At 42.3% G+C, this 17,927-nt stretch carries 20 protein-coding genes and 1 pseudogene; 9 read left to right on the forward strand and 12 right to left on the reverse strand.

The features are described from left to right. Positions 1 to 4: 4 nt before the first annotated feature. The 3 genes from LRS05_RS01840 to LRS05_RS01850 all read right to left on the reverse strand — a co-directional run bounded on the left by LRS05_RS01840 (position 5) and on the right by LRS05_RS01850 (position 1,272). A complete protein-coding gene (locus LRS05_RS01840; RefSeq protein ID WP_257866753.1) occupies positions 5 to 205 on the reverse strand; it encodes a helix-turn-helix transcriptional regulator in 201 nt (66 codons plus the stop codon). Further along, positions 195 to 560 carry a hypothetical protein gene (locus LRS05_RS01845; protein WP_257866754.1) on the reverse strand — a complete coding sequence of 122 codons (366 nt, stop codon included), beginning with the start codon at positions 558 to 560 and terminating at the stop codon, positions 195 to 197. The genes LRS05_RS01840 and LRS05_RS01845 overlap by 11 nt, the downstream gene beginning before the upstream one ends. A gap of 241 nt (positions 561 to 801) precedes the next feature. Further along, complete coding sequence (locus LRS05_RS01850) at positions 802 to 1,272, reverse strand: DUF1573 domain-containing protein (protein WP_257866755.1); 471 nt, start codon at positions 1,270 to 1,272, stop codon at positions 802 to 804. Between the two features lie 175 nt (positions 1,273 to 1,447). Between LRS05_RS01850 and LRS05_RS01855 the strand changes: the two genes are divergently transcribed. Together LRS05_RS01855 and LRS05_RS01860 are read left to right on the forward strand one after the other, a co-directional pair. Next, positions 1,448 to 2,728, forward strand: a complete 1,281-nt coding sequence (locus LRS05_RS01855; RefSeq protein ID WP_257866756.1) for a sensor histidine kinase KdpD — start codon at positions 1,448 to 1,450, stop codon at positions 2,726 to 2,728. After that, on the forward strand, positions 2,725 to 3,405 hold the full coding sequence (locus LRS05_RS01860; protein WP_257866757.1) for a response regulator transcription factor: 681 nt from the start codon (positions 2,725 to 2,727) through the stop codon (positions 3,403 to 3,405). Before LRS05_RS01855 ends, LRS05_RS01860 begins: the two co-directional genes overlap by 4 nt. Before the next feature lie 117 nt (positions 3,406 to 3,522). Here the strand turns inward: LRS05_RS01860 and LRS05_RS01865 are convergent, their stop codons facing one another. From LRS05_RS01865 to hemA, 9 genes and pseudogenes are all read right to left on the reverse strand, one after another. Beyond that, a complete protein-coding gene (locus LRS05_RS01865) occupies positions 3,523 to 3,927 on the reverse strand; it encodes a c-type cytochrome (RefSeq protein WP_257866758.1) in 405 nt (134 codons plus the stop codon). Between the two features lie 2 nt (positions 3,928 to 3,929). Then, the gene (gene hemB, locus LRS05_RS01870) at positions 3,930 to 4,925 is read right to left on the reverse strand and encodes a porphobilinogen synthase (protein ID WP_257866759.1); all 996 of its coding nucleotides are present in this window, start codon (positions 4,923 to 4,925) and stop codon (positions 3,930 to 3,932) included. 1 nt (position 4,926) lies between these two features. Next, positions 4,927 to 5,868, reverse strand: a complete 942-nt coding sequence (locus LRS05_RS01875) for a DUF4421 domain-containing protein (RefSeq protein WP_257866760.1) — start codon at positions 5,866 to 5,868, stop codon at positions 4,927 to 4,929. Beyond that, positions 5,859 to 6,762 (reverse strand): annotated as a pseudogene (gene hemF, locus LRS05_RS01880) (oxygen-dependent coproporphyrinogen oxidase). The gene LRS05_RS01875 and the pseudogene hemF overlap by 10 nt, the downstream one beginning before the upstream one ends. 1 nt (position 6,763) lies before the next feature. Then, positions 6,764 to 7,420: an endonuclease/exonuclease/phosphatase family protein gene (locus tag LRS05_RS01885; protein ID WP_257866761.1), complete on the reverse strand. Its 657-nt coding sequence runs from the start codon at positions 7,418 to 7,420 to the stop codon at positions 6,764 to 6,766. 30 nt (positions 7,421 to 7,450) lie between these two features. Continuing rightward, entirely contained in the window at positions 7,451 to 8,482 is a 1,032-nt protein-coding gene (hemE, locus tag LRS05_RS01890) for a uroporphyrinogen decarboxylase (protein ID WP_257866762.1), read from the reverse strand. Positions 8,483 to 8,538: 56 nt separating this feature from the next. Beyond that, a complete protein-coding gene (locus LRS05_RS01895) occupies positions 8,539 to 9,195 on the reverse strand; it encodes a uroporphyrinogen-III synthase (RefSeq protein ID WP_257866763.1) in 657 nt (218 codons plus the stop codon). Continuing rightward, entirely contained in the window at positions 9,195 to 10,115 is a 921-nt protein-coding gene (hemC, locus tag LRS05_RS01900) for a hydroxymethylbilane synthase (RefSeq protein WP_257866764.1), read from the reverse strand. Before hemC ends, LRS05_RS01895 begins: the two co-directional genes overlap by 1 nt. Beyond that, positions 10,112 to 11,368, reverse strand: a complete 1,257-nt coding sequence (gene hemA, locus LRS05_RS01905) for a glutamyl-tRNA reductase (protein WP_257866765.1) — start codon at positions 11,366 to 11,368, stop codon at positions 10,112 to 10,114. The genes hemC and hemA overlap by 4 nt, the downstream gene beginning before the upstream one ends. A 271-nt stretch (positions 11,369 to 11,639) precedes the next feature. On the opposite strand from hemA, the gene LRS05_RS01910 reads away from it, so the two are divergent. The 7 genes from LRS05_RS01910 (at position 11,640) to LRS05_RS01940 (ending at position 17,921) form a co-directional block, all read left to right on the forward strand. Then, the gene (locus tag LRS05_RS01910; RefSeq protein WP_257866766.1) at positions 11,640 to 12,470 is read left to right on the forward strand and encodes a helix-turn-helix transcriptional regulator; all 831 of its coding nucleotides are present in this window, start codon (positions 11,640 to 11,642) and stop codon (positions 12,468 to 12,470) included. Positions 12,471 to 12,531: 61 nt separating this feature from the next. Then, entirely contained in the window at positions 12,532 to 13,080 is a 549-nt protein-coding gene (locus LRS05_RS01915) for a transposase (protein ID WP_257866767.1), read from the forward strand. 110 nt (positions 13,081 to 13,190) lie between these two features. Continuing rightward, the gene (gene hemH, locus LRS05_RS01920; RefSeq protein ID WP_257866768.1) at positions 13,191 to 14,222 is read left to right on the forward strand and encodes a ferrochelatase; all 1,032 of its coding nucleotides are present in this window, start codon (positions 13,191 to 13,193) and stop codon (positions 14,220 to 14,222) included. Next, positions 14,223 to 15,563 carry an MATE family efflux transporter gene (locus tag LRS05_RS01925; RefSeq protein ID WP_257866769.1) on the forward strand — a complete coding sequence of 447 codons (1,341 nt, stop codon included), beginning with the start codon at positions 14,223 to 14,225 and terminating at the stop codon, positions 15,561 to 15,563. Between the two features lie 50 nt (positions 15,564 to 15,613). Then, positions 15,614 to 16,621, forward strand: coding sequence for a hypothetical protein (locus LRS05_RS01930; RefSeq protein ID WP_257866770.1), 1,008 nt, complete (start codon positions 15,614 to 15,616; stop codon positions 16,619 to 16,621). A gap of 45 nt (positions 16,622 to 16,666) precedes the next feature. Next, a complete protein-coding gene (locus LRS05_RS01935) occupies positions 16,667 to 17,092 on the forward strand; it encodes a hypothetical protein (RefSeq protein WP_257866771.1) in 426 nt (141 codons plus the stop codon). Positions 17,093 to 17,363: 271 nt separating this feature from the next. Next, positions 17,364 to 17,921, forward strand: coding sequence for a DUF4256 domain-containing protein (locus LRS05_RS01940; RefSeq protein ID WP_257866772.1), 558 nt, complete (start codon positions 17,364 to 17,366; stop codon positions 17,919 to 17,921). The last annotated feature ends 6 nt before the right edge of the window (positions 17,922 to 17,927 follow it).

The following is a 17,927-nucleotide window of genomic DNA, read 5'->3' on the forward strand; positions in this document are numbered from 1 at the left end:
CAGATTAATCTTCTGCTTCGAGCTCAAATATTTCATTTACGGGTTTATTGAAGAGGCGTGAAAGTTTAAGAGCCAGTACCGTTGATGGCACATACTTGCCTGCTTCAAGTGCATTGATTGTCTGCCGGCTTACACCTATTTTCCAGGCAAGGTCCTGCTGTGTGAAATTGTGTATGGCACGCTGTACTTTGATGTTATTCTTCATACCCGGCAGATTTTCTGAAACGGAACATTTTGTAGCGAAGCAAAGTAATGAAAATAATCAGCTGTGAGAATAATGTTGCCATCATAACATTAAGGAACGGAAATCCGTAAATGAACATATATAAAAAGAGGATGATACCGTAATTGGCAATTGTGGCCCATGCAAGAGCGTTGAGCCTTATTGCTGCCACCATTTCGTCTTCATGTTTTTCTTTTGAAAATGCATAAACAATACCTGACGGAATAATTATAAGCATTAAAATTTCGTCTAATATATAGTTTTTAATTAGGCCAAAGCTAACTGTTGGGGTCATTAAGCCATTATCTCCCATAATTGCAATTACTTTCACCTTCAAGTCTAAATTTAATGTTGTATCAAATAAGTAATAACCCAAATAACAAAAAAATGACACAACAAAAAGAATTCCGCTAATCATCCTTAGCCTGTTTGGAAATAGGTAGGTTGTTTTCATAATAATAGTTTTAAGTTCAGTCAAATGTAAAATAAAATTTCCAATAAGTAAAACAAACTTTACATTTATAAAAATAAAAAAGCCACTGAAAATTCAGTGGCTTCTAATAACTCAAATTATTTACTTATGATTTTGTTGCAGGAGCAGCAGCATCATCTTTAACCACGCCTTTGATGGTAAGTATTTTGTTTACTTCGCTGTCATTTGTTGTCACAGTAACAGTTTTTGTAAAGCTGCCAGGGCTTGCTGCATTATAAGTAGCAGTTACGCTTCCTGTTTCTCCCGGTTTGATAGGAGTTTTAGTATAGTTGGTAGCAGTACATCCGCAAGATGCTTTTACATTTGTAATAAGAATTGTCTGCTTAGTAGTGTTTTTGAAAGTAAAGTCATAAGATACAGGCTTGCCTTTTTCAATCGTGCCAAAATCGTGTACGTCTTTAGCCCAGCTAATCTCTGATGCTTTTGTGGCAACCGGTTTAACCTCGCTAGGTGCAGGAGCCGGAGTAGCTTTTTTAGCAGCTGTCTGTGCAGAAGCGCCGAAAGAAAGCATAAGAGCACCCGCTACGGCAAGAAGAGAAAATTTCAATGATTTCATAATTAGTTAATTTATTAATTGTTATTATTTAATTCTTTTGAACATCACAAATATATTTACTTCTGACGAAATTTGTGTTAACAGAAATAATTAGCTTGTTAATGAGTTGTTAATGCATTGTATTGCGCTATTTTTTATAGTAATGTTGTTGCTTAAGCAAAACGTGTTCCAAAATTTGAAATTCAGTAAATTAAATATTGTTGTATCTGTAGGGCTGGTAGCTATTATCGGCGTACTCACTATGCAGTTGCTCATGCTGAACCAGGCCTATACATTTGAAAAAAAAGAAATAGGTGAGAAAATCCATTTTGCCCTGCAGGATGTTGTGGCTAAAATATATCGTGATAACAGCAATGAACCGCCCCAGACTTCCCCTATCCGCAAAGTTGCTGAAGATTACTATGTTGTAAATGTAAATGATGCTTTTGAGGCAGAAATACTTGACTACTACCTGAAAGCCGAATTCCAGAAAGTTAAACTTGATATGGACTATGAATATGCCATTTATGACTGCGGAAGCGATGAAATGGTGTATGGAGAATATGTAGTGGCACACGGGCCAAAATCTCCTGAAGACAAAGCAAAGTGTGAAAACTGCTTTACTAAGCGTGCCGGGCTGGTGTACTATTTTGCGGTACGTTTCCCCAACCTTAAGTACAATTATATCACCTCATTACAGCAGTACTGGATTTATACCGGCGTGCTCTTCCTTGTATTGGTCATATATGTATATAGCGTAATACTTATGCTGAAGCAAAAGCGGTACAGCGAACTGCAGAAAGATTTTATTAATAATATGACACATGAGTTCAAGACTCCGCTTTCATCAATTCTTATAGCTTCAAACTTTGCTGCAGGCCAGGGTGAAATTGAAAGCCACCCGAAACTCAAAAAATATCTTGCCATTATCATAGAGCAGAGCAACAAGCTGAACCAGCATATTGAACGCATCCTGAATGTTGCCAAAGCAGATGCAAACCTTACAGGCCTGGAGAAAAAAGAAATTAATGCTGTGGAGACGCTGTCTCTCGTTCAGGAAAATGCATCTCTAAAGTATCCATTAGCTGAAATTAGCCTGGAGACAGATAGTAAGGCTTATTTTATTAAGGCAGATGAATTTCACTTTTATAATATTGCCTACAACATTGTAGAAAATGCCATAAAGTATGGAGGTACATCGCCTCGTATCATCATAAAAATGGCACAGGATGCCAGTGGGCTTATAATATCATTTGCTGACAATGGCCGGGGTATACCATCACAGCATATTGATTATGTGTTTGATAAATTTTACCGTGTGCCGCGTGAGAACAAGAAAGAAGTGGGCGGATTTGGTATTGGGCTTTTTTATGTAAAAAAGATTTGCGAACTTCATAAATGGAAGATTAGCCTGAAAAATAATCCCGGTGGCGGACTTACAGTCATTATCTCTATTCCAAAAAGCAGCATTGTATGAAAAAGAAAATACTGTATGCAGAAGATGATGCTACACTTGCTTTTCTCACCGCAGATAGCCTTGAGCAGTATTATGATGTTACGCATGTAACTAATGGCAAAGAAGCATTTGAAGCATTTAAAACGGGTGATTATGACCTGTGTGTGCTTGATATCATGATGCCTGAAATGGATGGTTTTGACCTTGCCGAAGCCATACGCCGGCGTGATGTTGAGGTGCCTATTATTTTCCTTTCGGCAAAAACACTGAAAGAAGATCGTATAAAAGGCCTGCGCCTGGGGGCTGATGATTACCTGGTGAAGCCTTACAGTATGGAAGAGCTGATCCTTAAGATTGAAGTGTTCCTGCAGCGCAGCCAAAAACAACCGGCTGTAAAAAATACACTATGCAATATAGGCGATTTTACATTTGATCCGGCCAATTATACCGTTGCCAAAGGCGCTGAAATCATACAGCTTACCGAACGTGAGTCGGCATTATTGAAGCTTTTCATAGATAATAAAAACACAATACTTAAACGGGAGCGTATCCTTACAGAGCTTTGGGGTACCGATGATTATTTCCTTGGGCGTAGTATGGATGTTTTCATATCACGCCTACGCAAAATTTTTAAGGATGATGAGACTATAAGGATAGAAAACATCCCAAGAGTAGGATTTAAGCTGGTAGCGCCGTAGCGAGCCCCCCAGCCCCCGAAGGGGGAGCCTAGCTTTACTCTAATGATAAGAATCCAACGATATTATTGGGTTGTTTAATCGAAGCAAATACGTTCTGCAAAGTTCTCCCTTCGGGGGTTAGGGGGCTTGAAAATTATAAATATAATCCTCCAGCCCTTTCAGTTCTTCATCAGAAAGATTTTTGGTGATTGAGAAGTTGGTTTTCATCACTTCATATTGAGATGGGTCTACAATAGGTTCACCCTTACCTTTCAGGAATTCTACAATATTGCCATTCTTCTCTTTGTAGATTTTGGCGATTTCAGCAATGCTCGGCCCGATTATCTTTTGGTCGGGTTTATGGCAGGCAAAGCAGTTTCCCTTACCATCAAAAATTTCTTTACCAAGATTTGCAGATGGCGACAACTCTGCTGCAGTGCCTTCAGCGGTATCAGCAGGAGCGGTGTAAAGGCTTTCTTTTTTTTCTTCTGATTTGCAACCAAGAAGAACGAGTACCACTAAAACAGTAATTAAACTTTTCATTCTTACCTGTTCAAGATTATTGCCGCTTCCTTAGCAAAATAGGTTGATATAAGGTCGGCTCCTGCGCGTTTTATACAGTGCAACTGCTCAATCATCACCTTGTCATGATCAAGCCATCCGCGTTCGCTGGCTGCTTTAACCATAGCATATTCCCCTGAAACCTGGTAAACAGAAACAGGAACGTTTACGGCGTTCTTAACTTCACGTACAATATCCAGGTAGGCAATGCCCGGCTTTACCATCACAATATCTGCGCCTTCTTCCACATCGTGCAGCGCCTCTTTAATGGCCTCAATCCGGTTGGCATAATCCATCTGGTACGTCTTTTTGTCTTTAGGCACCTCAATGCCTGCCTCTTTTGGTGCACTGTCCAATGCATCACGGAATGGGCCGTAAAAAGACGATGCATACTTGGCGCTGTAACTCATAATTCCTACATTTTGGAAACCAGCACTATCCAAACCTTCACGCAGGCGCAGCACACGGCCGTCCATCATATCGCTTGGTGCAACAAAGTCGGCTCCAGCTTCAGCATGAGAAATTGCCATTTTCACCAGAGCTTCAACCGTTTCATCATTAGCGATGTCGCCGTTGTTAATGATGCCGTCATGTCCGTAAATAGAATAAGGGTCGAGTGCTACATCGGGCATCACAATCATCCCGGGGACAGCATCTTTAATAGCTTTAATGGCCTGCTGCATAAGGCCAGTGGCATTCCAGGCTTCTTTACCGGTGTTATCTTTAAGGTTGTCGTTAACCTTCACGTAGATATTCACAGCCTTAATGCCCAAGCTCCACAGTTCTTTCACTTCTTTAACCGTAAGGTCTATCGAACGGCGGAAAATTCCCGGCATAGAGGGTATTGGCACTTCAACATTCGTGCCTTCAGTTATAAACATCGGGAACATAAAATTGTTGGGTGTAAGTATAGTTTCGCGAACAAGTGAACGGATTGATTCATTCACGCGCAGCCTTCTGTTTCTATGGATTGGATACATATTATTTAAGCTTTTTGTATAATTTTTCTTTTTCGCGGGCAATAAAACCCGGCGGGTCAAACCTATATCCGGCAAAGGCCGTGGCGTATGATATGGCATTGCTCATCACTACATCCTGCTCTGCTTCATGGCTAAAAAAATTCGCCCGGAGGTTCACCCCGCAAAACAGGCGTTCGCTATTGTAGCCCATGGCAATTTGCAGCGCCCCGGCAATCAAAAGTTCGGTTGTTGTGTCGTTATCAACCGTTGTTGTCATACCTGCCCCGAACGATGCTCCGCCCGAAACCAGGAAATCCTTCGCGATGACCCAGTTGTAATAATAACCCGGACACAAAGCTACATCTATAAAATATGATTTATCGCCCAACAACGGCTCTTCTTTGCCGTTCAATTCAGTGTAATAATAAGTAAGCGATGGCGAAAAGCTGCCAGCACTTTTCAGTTGTTTTTCACTTTGGAAAGCGGTTGCCCTGTACGAAAAATTACTGTTGAAAAAATAAGAGGTGTTGCCACCAATCTTTAGCGATTTCAACCGCGGCAGGTAAAGGTCTGTCCCTGAAACTGCAAGGCTCATTCCACGCTGATAATAAAGATCAAAATGCTGCATAAACCGTCTGGGGAAGAAGTTCAGGGCGTAAGATGTCATCCGTGAACCGCCGTTATCACGATTATTGGCAAATATCTTCGGGGCAAAACCTATGCTGAAGGATATAATGTCATACTGCACCGCAATGCCCAATGTGGTCTTTTGGTTAGGGATAATATCTACTATGAGGTTATCCTGCACATAATTTATCGAAAAATTATTTGATGTATTCAGTGCGAATGCCTGTACGGCAAGGCTGTTCTCAAATTTTTTATAGTACGGATTAATGGTGTCCGCCTGTGCCTGAGCAAACGCCGGAGTTAGTAAAAGGGCTGATATGGCAAGCTTTATATCCATTCAACCGGGGTTTTCAGGATGTTAACCAATCGCTCCTCCTCACTTCCGGGTTCAGGATGATGGTCATACACCCACTGTACATGCGACGGAAGGCTCATCAATATACTTTCAATGCGGCCATTGGTCTTTAGCCCGAACAGCGTGCCTTTATCATGCACAAGGTTGAATTCCACATATCGCCCACGGCGAATTTCCTGCCAGGTGCGGTTTTCATTAGAATATTGAATGTCTTTTTCTTCTTTCTACAATCGGTACATAGGCTTCAAGAAAACTGTTGCCGACTTCAGTCACGAAATTATACCATTGCTCCATGGTAAAATCCGGTGTCGCTTTGCAATGGTCAAAGAACAATCCGCCCACACCACGGGCTTCATTGCGGTGCGTATTCCAAAAGTACTCATCACACTGCTTTTTGAACTTAGGGTAAAATTCTGAATTGTGTTTATCACACGCAGTTTTGCAGGTCTGGTGAAAGTGCTTTGCATCTTCATCAAACAGGTAATACGGTGTAAGGTCCTGCCCGCCACCGAACCAGCTGTCAACAATATTCCCGGCTTTATCATACATCTCAAAATATCTCCAGTTGGCGTGAACTGTCGGGACAAACGGATTGCGGGAATGGATAACAAGGCTTAAGCCACAGGCAAAGAAATCGACGTCACCTACGTTGAAATAGCTTTGCATAGCAGCAGGCAACGAACCGTGTACTGCAGAGATGTTCACGCCGCCTTTCTCGATAACGTTGCCATTTTCAATAATACGTGTGCGCCCGCCGCCGCCTTCAGGGCGCTCCCATATATCCTGTCGAAACTTTGCCTTACCGTCAACCTCCTCCAATTTTGAAGTGATGGTGTCCTGCAAGTTTTGTATGTATTGGTAAAATTTATCTTTCATTCTAATTTATTGTCACACAAACACCAATATGATCACTTAATTTTTTATCGTGATTCCATGTCTCAATGCTGATGTTTCTTCCTTCGATAAAACTTTTGCTTAGAGCAATATGGTTTACACTATTTTCGATTTCACAAGTTAGACAAACAAGATTTTTTTGCTTAAACAATTCATTAAGAGCGTTACGCCCTTCACTGCTTGGATATGTCCATCCTGAAAACGTTGTGTTCAAGTCTCCGGCGATACATAATTGTTCAGGCAGTTTCATTACATCATCAGTATTCCGCAAATCACTTTTATATCTTTCAGAGGCTTTCCCGTTTCCGCCAAAAACCCCGATGATTATTCCATAAACGGTCAGCTTACCAAAAGGAGTTCCAACTTCAACACAAATACTTGTGTAATCATCATAGGTTTGTACCATTCTGTCAATCTTATATTTAGACCAAATAGTAGTACGGTTCTCGCCGGCTTTGTAATCAATACCGTCATAGCCTTTGTATAGTTCAGTTGTCGCTATGCTTTCAGGCAATCCCGGATCAATATCTTTTGTTGTTTCTGTCAGTATGATAATGTCTGCATTATACTGGCGAGTCGTTTCCGCTAAAACAGCAGCACCTCTTTTACCACGCTCAACATTCCACGCCAGGATTTTCACTTCACATCAACGAATTAACGAATAATCAAATTACCTTCCTTTATACTCCTTCACCGCATCAATAAACGCTCTAGCATGGTCAACCGGGATATTTGGCAATATGCCATGGCCAAGGTTTACAATGTAATTGTCTTTGCCAAACTCATCAATCATCTGGTGCACCATCTTTTTGATTACAGGTATTGGCGATAGCAGCCTGCTCGGGTCAAAATTACCCTGGAGCGTTATCCTTCCGCCCGACAAGTAACGTGCGTTTTGAGCAGAACACGTCCAGTCCACTCCCAGGGCCGATGCTTTGCTGCGTCCCATTTCGCCCAACGCAAACCAACAGCCTTTACCAAACACTATTACATGTGTCTCCGGTGCAAGCGCTTCAACGATCTGGTTGATGTACTTCCATGAAAATTCCTGGTAATCAACAGGAGAAAGCATTCCGCCCCAGCTGTCAAATATCTGTACGGCATCAACACCGGCCTTTACTTTTTCTTTAAGGTAAGCGATAGTTGTGTCGGTAATTTTCTGCAATAAAGCGTGGGCTGCTTCAGGCTGCGAGAAGCAGAAACCTTTAGCCGTATCAAAGCTTTTAGAACCTTTGCCCTCAACGGCATAGCAGAATATCGTCCACGGAGAACCGGCAAAGCCTATCAGCGGCACTTCGCCATTCAACATTTCTTTCGTCAGCTTAATGGCGTCCATCACATAGCCTAGTGTTTCCTGAACATCCGGCACAAAAACCTTCTCAACATCCTGAGCAGAGCGGATAGGGTTCGGCAAAAACGGACCCACATTCTCCTTCATCAGCACCTCAATACCCATCGCCTGCGGCACCACAAGTATGTCGCTGAACAATATCGCGGCATCAGGCTGCACGATGCGGATAGGCTGTACTGTAATTTCAGCAGCAAGTTCCGGAGTGCGGCAGCGTGTAAAGAAATCATATTTATCACGTATTGCACGGAATTCCGGCAGGTATCTGCCTGCCTGGCGCATCATCCATACCGGTGGGCGCTCTACGGTCTCGTTGCGTAATGCTTTTAAGAAAAGGTCGTTTTTTAGGCTCATGTTTGTTGTCATTGCGAGCGAAGTGCAGCGTAGCGCGGCAATCTCTCAATATTATTTTATTTATAATAATTCCTTACCTGTACAATCACATTCTCAATGCTTGGCTTCGTGGCTATAATTACCCTATCTGAAATACCTTTTAAAACCGCAGCTGTAGTGTTACCTATGCAAAAGCAAACTTCATCGGTAATGCTGTTTTCCTTCAGGTAACTTTCAATCCCTGATGGACTGTAAAACAAAATCCCGTCAAGCGGTGCCGTTATCTTATGGGGCGTAAGTACTGTCTCGTACACCCGCATTTCATTAAAATCGATACCTGCAGCTTTCATGGCATCGGGCAAAATATCCCGCCTCAGGCTCCCCGAAAAGAATGTAAAGCTTTTGTCGGTATGTTCACCCACAATGATTTCTGACAGCGCCTTTCCATCATCTGCTGAAGCAATCACATTGAAGCCATATCGCTCAATTAGCGTTGCCGTGACGCTGCCAACACAGAAGACATTACTACCCGTGTACACTCCGCTCATCTTATTGGCCAGAAACCCCAAAAACCCGTTACGGCTTGTAAAGATGAGGTTCTCTTTTGTTTGGTTGATGTCAAACGGAATATAGCTCACATCTATAAAATCTGCTGCCAGTACGGAGATACCGCCATTCAGCAGGTATTGCCGCTGGTTGGGCTCAAGGCGTTTGGTTGACAGCACCCGTATCATTATTTCTTCAGGGTTTTCCTGATGTTATCCATCAATTCGGCACCCCCGTTCTTCAATATGTAATCGGCGCAATCCCTCCCAAAATTTGTGTAATCTTCGCCTTCCGGCAGAACCCTCTCAATATGCAGCCGCTCCTTGCCATCAATCGAAAGCAGTACGCCCTCAAAACGGATATTACTGTCAATAAACGTAGCTAATGCGCCAATTGGCGCTGTACACCCACCTTCAAGCGTTTTCAGGAACTGGCGCTCAATATGTGTTGTAATCTCGCTCTTCCGGTGATTCAGTTGCGTTAAAGCCTTAATGCAATAGCTGTCATTTTCCAGTGCCACCACAACCATAGCCCCCTGTGCGGGTGCAGGTATCATCCAGTCGAGTGGTATATGGTTTTCAGGCACAAGGTTGATTCGTTCCAGTCCCGCTTTTGCAAAAACAGCGCCGTTCCAATCACTTTCTTTCAGCTTCTGCAGGCGTGTATTAACATTGCCACGGAGATCCTCCACTGCATGGTTTGGGTAGCGGTTAAGCCATTGCGTCTGCCTGCGGAGGCTGCCGGTAGCGACTGTCCCTGCATCATAGAGAAAATCAAGGTTACCCTTGTGCACCAGTATATCTTTTTCATCGGCACGTTCCAATACAGCTGCCTGAACAATGCCTTTCGGCAGTGCTGTAGGCACATCTTTCATCGAATGCACAGCAATGTCAACCTCGCCCCGCAACATAGCAACATCAAGGGTTTTAGTGAAGATACCGGTAATGCCAAGCTCGTAAAGCGGCACATCAAGAATAAGGTCGCCGGTAGATTTTACAGCTACTATTTCGGTTTTATGGCCCAGCGCCTCGAGCTTCTGCTGCACGGTGTGTGCCTGCCATAGCGCAAGCTGGCTGTCTCGGGTGCCTATACGTATGGTTTTGCTCATTTTTGTGCGGCTTCAAGCCTGAAGACTTTCTCTATCCATTCAATGCTTTCGTCAACCATAGTGTCATTGTCCTTCAGGTGATTGGCAAAATGTGTGGTGATTTTCTGGATGATACGCTGGCTGATGATTTCCGCCTGCTCTTCATGAAAATCAGTAATTTTTTTACGCTGGAAATTCAGTTCTGTTTCTTTGATAGAATTCAGCTTTTCTTTCAGCGCATGTATGGTTGGGGCAAATTTACGGGCATTAACCCAGGTTGTAAACTCTTCTTTTATTTCGTTGATAATTGCTTCGGCAGCCGGGATATGCCGGCGTCGGTTTTCCAGCGTGTCATCCGTAATTTTCGACAAATCATCAAGATGCACCACTGTCACGCCTTCAACCTCCCGCACATTATCATGTACATTTTTCGGGATCGAAAGGTCAAGTATAAGCAGGTCTTTATCAAGACTGAGTATATCTTTATCTATAGTAGGCATTTCTGCACCGGTAGCTACAACCAGTACATCAGCTTTAGGTATCTCTAATGGTAATACATCATAGTCCTTCACCACTAAATTAAATTTCCCGGCAATCTTTTCAGCCTTGCCGCGGGTGCGGTTTATGAGTACAATATGGTCGTTCTTTGTGTGTTTCACCAGGTTTTCGCAGGTGTTACGGCCAATCTTCCCTGTGCCGAAAAGAAGAATGTTTTTGTTTGCGATGTCAGGCACATTATTCATAATATACTGTACCGACGCAAATGATACGGATGTAGCGCCGCTGCTCAGTTCTGTTTCATTTTTAATACGCTTGCTGGCCTGTATTACGCTGTTAACCAAGCGCTCGAGAAAAGCGTTTGCCAAACCGTGTGCTTTGCTTGCTATAAATCCCGACTTTATCTGGCTGATGATTTCAAAATCGCCAAGTATTTGGCTGTCAAGGCCCGTACCTACACGGAAGATATGGTTTATGGCTTCGTTATTTTTATAAATAAAGGCCACACGCTGAAAGTCTTCAACGCTCCCCTGGCTGTTATCACACAGTAATTTAATTAATTGAAAGGGGTGTTCGGCAAAACCGTAAAGCTCTGTGCGGTTGCAGGTTGACACAACAATAAGGCTGCTAATGCCTTCTTCGCGTGCCTGTTCCAGCAACTTTGTTTTGGCTTCCGGCCCTAAACTGAACTTTCCCCTGATCTCAGCATCAGCCTTGCGGTAACTCAACCCAACGGCATAAAAGTACTGGTGCTTTGACCCATTTTGGTTATTCATAACAACTTTCATAAAAGTTTCACAAAATTATACCGAACCTATTTTAAAAAATAACGCTGTAAGGTCTAATTATACCGCTTACGGATATTTTGGACCTCTAACGTTATTTTTTACAGAAATAATCTAACTTTGCAATAGTATCAATGCTTTACAAAATTCTTGTTTAGATTAATTCTAAATAAAAATAAAATGGAGACAGAAAAAGTATCACAAAAAAATATCGCTTCGGGGGGCTGGTGAAGAAATAAAAATTGAGGATGGCTTTTATGTATTGCGGTTCCAGAACGACAGCGATGAAACCCTGCATTTTGAAAGGGAAGTAGGCGCTGACCTCATACAATTCCACTTTGGAGTGAAGGGCGGCGGCAGGTTTATCTTCAATCAGGGTCGGTATGCATTAGATGTAAAAGAAGAGGTGTCACTTTTCCTATTTAACCCACAGAAAGAATTGCCTGTGCATCTGGAGATTGCGCCGCATAGCTGGGTGCTGACCGTGCTGATTTCAATCAAGAAATTTCATAGCTTTTTCTCAGAGGAGGCTGACTACATCCCGTTCCTAAGCGAGGAAAACAAAGATAAAAAGTATTATAAAGACGACAAGATAAACCCAAGTATGGCCATTGTTTTAAGCCAGCTGTTCCACTTTAACTTACATCCATCAATCAAGAAATTATATTTCAAAGGCAAGGTGTATGAGCTTCTGTCTCATTACTTTAACCGGGCTGAAGATCCGAACGCAGAGCAATGCCCGTTCTTAATTGATGAGGAAAACGTTATAAAAATACGCCGAGCGAAAGATATTGTCATCGCAAACATGGCCGAACCACCCGGATTACAAGATCTTGCCGACCAGGTAGGCATCAACCTAAAGAAACTGAAAATGGGCTTTCGCCAAATTTATGGTGACAGCGTCTATAGCTTTTTGTTTGACTATAAGATGGAATATGCCCGCAAACTGCTGGATTCAGGCTCCTACAACGTAAATGAGGTAGGGTTGCGCATTGGCTACAGCACCGCCAGCCACTTTATTTCGGCTTTCAAAAAGAAGTTTGGGACGACACCAAAAAAGTACCTGATGAGCATGAACGCAGCCGTGCAGTAATTAAGAAATATTTAACACGGTACTCTTTATAGAATTCAATCACTAAAATTAATTCTTAGATTTGAAATTAGAAGTATTAGATCAGAACTCAACTTACCACATTTATAATCGTGGTATAAATGGCTGCACGATTTTTGCGTCTGATGAAAATAAATCTTACTTTTTGAAACTTGTCGAAAAATATTTGGAAAACGTTGCTTCAATTCATGCTTATTGTCTCATGGATAATCATTTTCATTTTTTAATGACAATAAATGTTTCAAGTGATATTGCAACTCAAGCTTTTTCAAATCTTTTCAATTCTTATGCTAAAGCCTTTAATAAATCAACTGGCAGAACTGGAAGCCTGTTTGAAAAGCATTTCAAAAGAATAAGTATAGATAATGAGGATTATTTTAAAAGTTTGGTCGTCTACATTCACACAAATCCACAACATCATTTCAATGAGGATTTTACTGATTTCAGATTTTCTTCATATAAAGCATATTTGTCAACAAACCACAGTAAATTAGATAAATCGGAAAGCCTGCGCCTTTTTGGTGATATTGAAAATTTCTTCTTTGCACACAATCAAAAAATGGAATTGATTGAAGCATTGATGTTAGAGTGAAATCCTCCTGCAAGGTTTCTAAAACCTTGTAGGTGTAAAAAAAATAAAGCAAACTAAATTAAACCTACAAGGTATCGAAGACCTTGCAGGTTGTTGAAACAAACAAAAAAATGAAAGGAGTACTCCTCGTAAACCTGGGCTCGCCTGACAGCCCTGAACCAAAAGATGTAAAACCGTATCTGGACCAGTTCCTGATGGACAAATACGTCATCGACGTGCCATTTTTGCTGAGGGCGCTTTTAGTCCGCGGCATCATTTTGCGCAAAAGGCCGGAAGCATCATCTGAAGCGTATAAAAAAATTTGGTGGGAAGAAGGCTCGCCGCTTATCGTCCTCAACGAGCGGATGCATAAAAAAGTGAAAGCCAAAACTGAACTACCCGTGGCACTCGCCATGAGGTACGGAAAACCATCTATCGAGACCGGGCTGCAGGAATTGCATGATCAGGGTGTGACCGAAGTACTGCTTTTCCCGTTGTACCCTCAGTATGCCATGGCATCAACGTTGACAATACTGGTTCTGGCAGAAGAAATCCGTAAGAAAAAATTTCCGCACATGAAGTTTACCGATGTACCGGCATTTTACAATAAACCGGATTATATCAAAGTGCTGGCAAATTCCATCAAGCGCTCGCTGGAAGGCTTTGAGTACGACCACCTGCTGTTTTCATATCACGGCATCCCCGAAAGGCACATCCGTAAGACAAACGTAACCAAATCGCATTGCAAGATTAATGACACGTGCTGCGTAACGCAGTCTGCCGCGCATAAATTCTGCTACAGGCACCAGTGCTACGAGACCACTAGGCTTGTGGTAGAGCAATTGGGCATACCCGAAGATAAATACTCGCTCACGTTCCAGTCGAGGCTGGCCGGCGATAAGTGGCTGGAGCCGTACACTGATGTTGAAATCAACAAAATGCCAAACAAAGGTATAAAAAGCCTCGCGGTGGTAACTCCGGCGTTTGTGGCCGACTGCCTTGAAACCCTTGAAGAGATAGCCATGCGCGCCAAAGAAGATTTTGAGGAGCATGGCGGGAAAGATTTCCTGGCGGTACCGTGCCTGAACGATAACGACGAGTGGTGCAGCGTGATGGCCAACTGGATAAATGAATGGGCCACGGCTGAAATACCGGTAGCCTAAATGGGATTATCAGATGCCGACTTAGGACAGCAAAGCATCAGGAAACTCCTGATACGGCAGGCCATACCGGCGTCTGTAGGCATCCTGTTCATGACGGTAAACGTGCTTATTGATGCCATATTTGTCGGGCGGTGGATAGGCTCGCTGGCCATTGCCGCGCTGTCGGTAGTCATGCCGCTTACGTTCTTTATCTCTTCACTTGGAATGGCCATCGGCGTTGGGGGAAGTTCGGTGCTGTCGCGTGCGCTGGGCGCCGGGAATAAAGACAAGGCTATTAATGTATTCGCGCACCAGGTGGTCATGACGTTTGGGCTGTCATCGCTTTTTGTCATTGCCGGACTTATCTTTAGCGAAGAGATACTCTATGCTTTCGGGGCCAACGGCGACATTATGGAGCCTGCCCGCGAGTTCTTCACGCCCATACTCATCGCCGTGCCGTTCCAGGCGCTGTGCATGATGGGAAACAACGTTATCCGCGCCGAAGACAAGTCGAAACACGCCATGGCCGCCATGATCATTTCAGCAGTGGCAAATATCGTTCTCGACATTTTATTTATAAAAATATTCGGGTGGGGCATCTTCGGGGCATCACTTGCTACGGGGCTGTCGTTCTTCAGCTGCTTCCTGTATATCCTCTGGTTTTTCATCTACCGGAGCGAGTTGCTGCCGTCTTTCCGTCACTTCGCCTGGCATCGTAAGATAGCGGGAGAGATCACTTCGCTCAGCTTCGTCACCTTTGCGCGGCAGGGCGTTATCAGCATACTGGCGGTGCTGCTCAACCACACACTCTTCAGCTTCGGCGGCGAGCATGCCGTAACGGTCTATGGCATCATTAGCCGCATGCTCATGTTCATGCTGTTCCCGGTGCTGGGCATGACGCAGGGCTTCCTACCTGTGGCGGGCTACAACTACGGCGCGGAGAATTATGGCAGGGTACGCGAGTCTATCCGCCTGTCGATACTCTACGCAGGTGCGCTGGCCATTGTCATCTTTGCGGTGATACTCATCTTCGCTAAACCGATAACAGCCGTGTTTACCACCGATCCTGATGTCATCCGCGATACGCCGGGTGCATTGCGTTGGGTATTTGCTGCATCGCCAATTATCGCGGTGCAACTTATAGGTGCGGCATACTTCCAGGCAGCGGGTAAAGCTACCAAAGCACTGATGTTGACATTGAGTAAACAAGGGTTCTTCTTAATACCTCTTGTGCTAATACTCCCGCATTTCTGGGGATTATTTGGCGTTTGGATTGCATTCCCGATTGCCGATGTGTTGTCGACGATTGTGACAGGAGTGTTTTTGAAGAGGGAGATGAGCGGGGAGTTGAGGGGGGAGTGATTAAAATTGCTAAATTTGATTTTTTAATAATCGCGATATCCTTATAAATTATGGAAGAAAAAACTCCTATTGATAGAGTTAGAGAATCATCTGGATATTCTGATGTTGGAACAAATAAGGATGGGACAATAATTAATACGATGAAGATTGCGAATCGCCTTTTAGTTATAAAGGAACGTTCAATTTATGAAATGGTATTTGCCGATGAAGTTGATCCTGACAGAACCAATATAAATTTGCCTAGAACAATAAATAAACTGGTAATTAATCAAGGAACGGAATCTGAATTGGTAGCTAGAACATTTTTAATGGCTACTAAAATATTTAAACCAGAATATCTTAGAAAGGGAATTGATTGTGATGCCATACTAAATTTATGTATAGATTTATTATCTGAACTATCAGTTCTCAATGAGGAAATTATCAAGTATTTTGTAGAAGAAGAGAAAGTATCCGCAGAATATGAACAAAGAAAAAATGAAGGGAAAGGATTTCAAATTCCTTCAATCACAAATATTGAATCACGATGTAAAACTATTTTCCAAAAAGCCGATCATATCGAACAAACTTTAATGGAAATTGTAACGCATTTTTATCCAGGAAGTGGTTTAAAAAAACAGTCTCATTTTCCGAGATTTAGGGAAGTCCTAAGCAATGAACATGGAGAAAATTCTGGGTTTACAGAATTTATTGGCAGTACCATAACTTTTATGAGAACTATTAGAGAATTGAGAAATGGATTAGATCACCGACTTTCTAATTACAAATTGTCAAACTTTGAATTACAGAAAAGCGGCGATATCATTGCTCCAACTATTGAACTTAATCACAAAGAAGTGAAAATGGATAGAACTTCACTTGGCGACTTTCTTGAAGTGACTCTCAATAATTTAATTGAAATTACAGAAATGACATTCGTGTATCTTGCCGGATACGCAGCAAAGGAAACAGGAATGGCTTATCAAATGAAAAAAATCCCTGAAGACAGGAGACGACATGAATTTGTTAGATACAGTTTTTGGATGCCAATTGGAGAAGAAGGATTTTATTGTCAATAAATAAAACAATGTCAATTTGACAATAAGTTTATAACACATCTTTATATGACAACATTTACAATTATACTAACTTTATTAATAATCTGTTTAATTGGTTATTGGTCATTAAGGCAGATATATGCACGTCAAAAAAACTCATTAGAATTTGCAATTGAATTTAAAAATAGGTTTGTAACGCTTGCTAATAAATACTTCAAAAGTTATGATTCATGGTCAAGAGAAGGTGAAGTTGATTATGAACAGTATACATGGTTAACAAAAAATGTGGATCAAATGCAATATGATTTAGGTCGTATTGGAATTATAGATTATGTGGCTCCGTTCACTAGATATCATATTCCTAGATATCAGGTTTTGGTAAATACACTCCCAAAATTTAGAGAACGTTTACAAAATGTAGAAGTTAATATTGCGGATGATTGTTTGGCAAGACATATAGGTATTTCTGAGAGCATCATCTTAAAAAAGTAAAGAACAATTACAAAATCCAATTTACTGGTTTAAAAATGGGATTGATGTCATAGTTCTTTTACCGATTAAAATTTTAAATTGGTTTGGATTACTAAATAATAAATCTTTAAAGAAAGTTATTGGCAATTCTGTTTACCAAGTCTTTACAGGGATAATTGCGTTGATTACATTAATCAGTGGAATAGTTACTATAATTCAAGGCAAAGAAGAGACATTAAAATTTGTGAGAAATATCCTTGAAAAATAAATACATTTTATAAAAAATCCCCCCATGCCTAACCAACTCTCCCCCTCCCAAGCCCAGTCCCTTCTCAGCGTCCTCCAACAACGCTTTGAAAAAAACATGAACCGCCACAAAGGCATAAAGTGGGATGACGTACAGGCAAAGCTCGAAGCCAGTCCGGATAAGCTATACATACTTGATGCCATGGAAGAAACCGGCGGCGAACCCGATGTGGTGGGTTTTGATAAAAAAACCGGTGAATACATCTTCTTCGACTGTGCGCCTGAAAGCCCGAAAGGCCGCCGCAGTGTATGTTACGACCAACAGGCGCTTGATTCCCGCAAAGAACATAAGCCGAAAGACAGTGCGATTGGTATGGCAAAGGCTATGGGCATAGAGATACTTAATGAAGAGCACTACCGCGAACTGCAACAGCTGGGGGAGTTTGATACCAAGACCTCAAGCTGGGTTGCCACGCCTGAGAACATCCGTAAAAAAGGCGGGGCCCTGTTTGGCGATTTCCGTTATGGTACAGTGTTCTTTTACCACAATGGCGCTGAGTCCTATTATGCCGCAAGAGGTTTTAGAGGTTCATTGCGCGTTTAAATTTTA

This window comes from Flavobacterium sp. J372, assembly GCF_024699965.1.
Taxonomy (GTDB): Bacteria; Bacteroidota; Bacteroidia; order Flavobacteriales; family Flavobacteriaceae; genus Flavobacterium.

Coding starts and splice junctions, on each gene's coding strand:
- hemA (WP_257866765.1), bottom strand. CDS start 11,368: ATGAATAACCAAAATGGGTCAAAGCACCAGTACTTTTATGCCGTTGGG.
- hemH (WP_257866768.1), top strand. CDS start 13,191: ATGAAAGGAGTACTCCTCGTAAACCTGGGCTCGCCTGACAGCCCTGAA.
- hemB (WP_257866759.1), bottom strand. CDS start 4,925: ATGTATCCAATCCATAGAAACAGAAGGCTGCGCGTGAATGAATCAATC.
- LRS05_RS01930 (WP_257866770.1), top strand. CDS start 15,614: ATGGAAGAAAAAACTCCTATTGATAGAGTTAGAGAATCATCTGGATAT.
- LRS05_RS01925 (WP_257866769.1), top strand. CDS start 14,223: ATGGGATTATCAGATGCCGACTTAGGACAGCAAAGCATCAGGAAACTC.
- LRS05_RS01860 (WP_257866757.1), top strand. CDS start 2,725: ATGAAAAAGAAAATACTGTATGCAGAAGATGATGCTACACTTGCTTTT.
- hemC (WP_257866764.1), bottom strand. CDS start 10,115: ATGAGCAAAACCATACGTATAGGCACCCGAGACAGCCAGCTTGCGCTA.
- LRS05_RS01865 (WP_257866758.1), bottom strand. CDS start 3,927: ATGAAAAGTTTAATTACTGTTTTAGTGGTACTCGTTCTTCTTGGTTGC.
- hemE (WP_257866762.1), bottom strand. CDS start 8,482: ATGAGCCTAAAAAACGACCTTTTCTTAAAAGCATTACGCAACGAGACC.
- LRS05_RS01840 (WP_257866753.1), bottom strand. CDS start 205: ATGAAGAATAACATCAAAGTACAGCGTGCCATACACAATTTCACACAG.
- LRS05_RS01850 (WP_257866755.1), bottom strand. CDS start 1,272: ATGAAATCATTGAAATTTTCTCTTCTTGCCGTAGCGGGTGCTCTTATG.
- LRS05_RS01935 (WP_257866771.1), top strand. CDS start 16,667: ATGACAACATTTACAATTATACTAACTTTATTAATAATCTGTTTAATT.
- LRS05_RS01875 (WP_257866760.1), bottom strand. CDS start 5,868: ATGGATATAAAGCTTGCCATATCAGCCCTTTTACTAACTCCGGCGTTT.
- LRS05_RS01940 (WP_257866772.1), top strand. CDS start 17,364: ATGCCTAACCAACTCTCCCCCTCCCAAGCCCAGTCCCTTCTCAGCGTC.
- LRS05_RS01895 (WP_257866763.1), bottom strand. CDS start 9,195: ATGATACGGGTGCTGTCAACCAAACGCCTTGAGCCCAACCAGCGGCAA.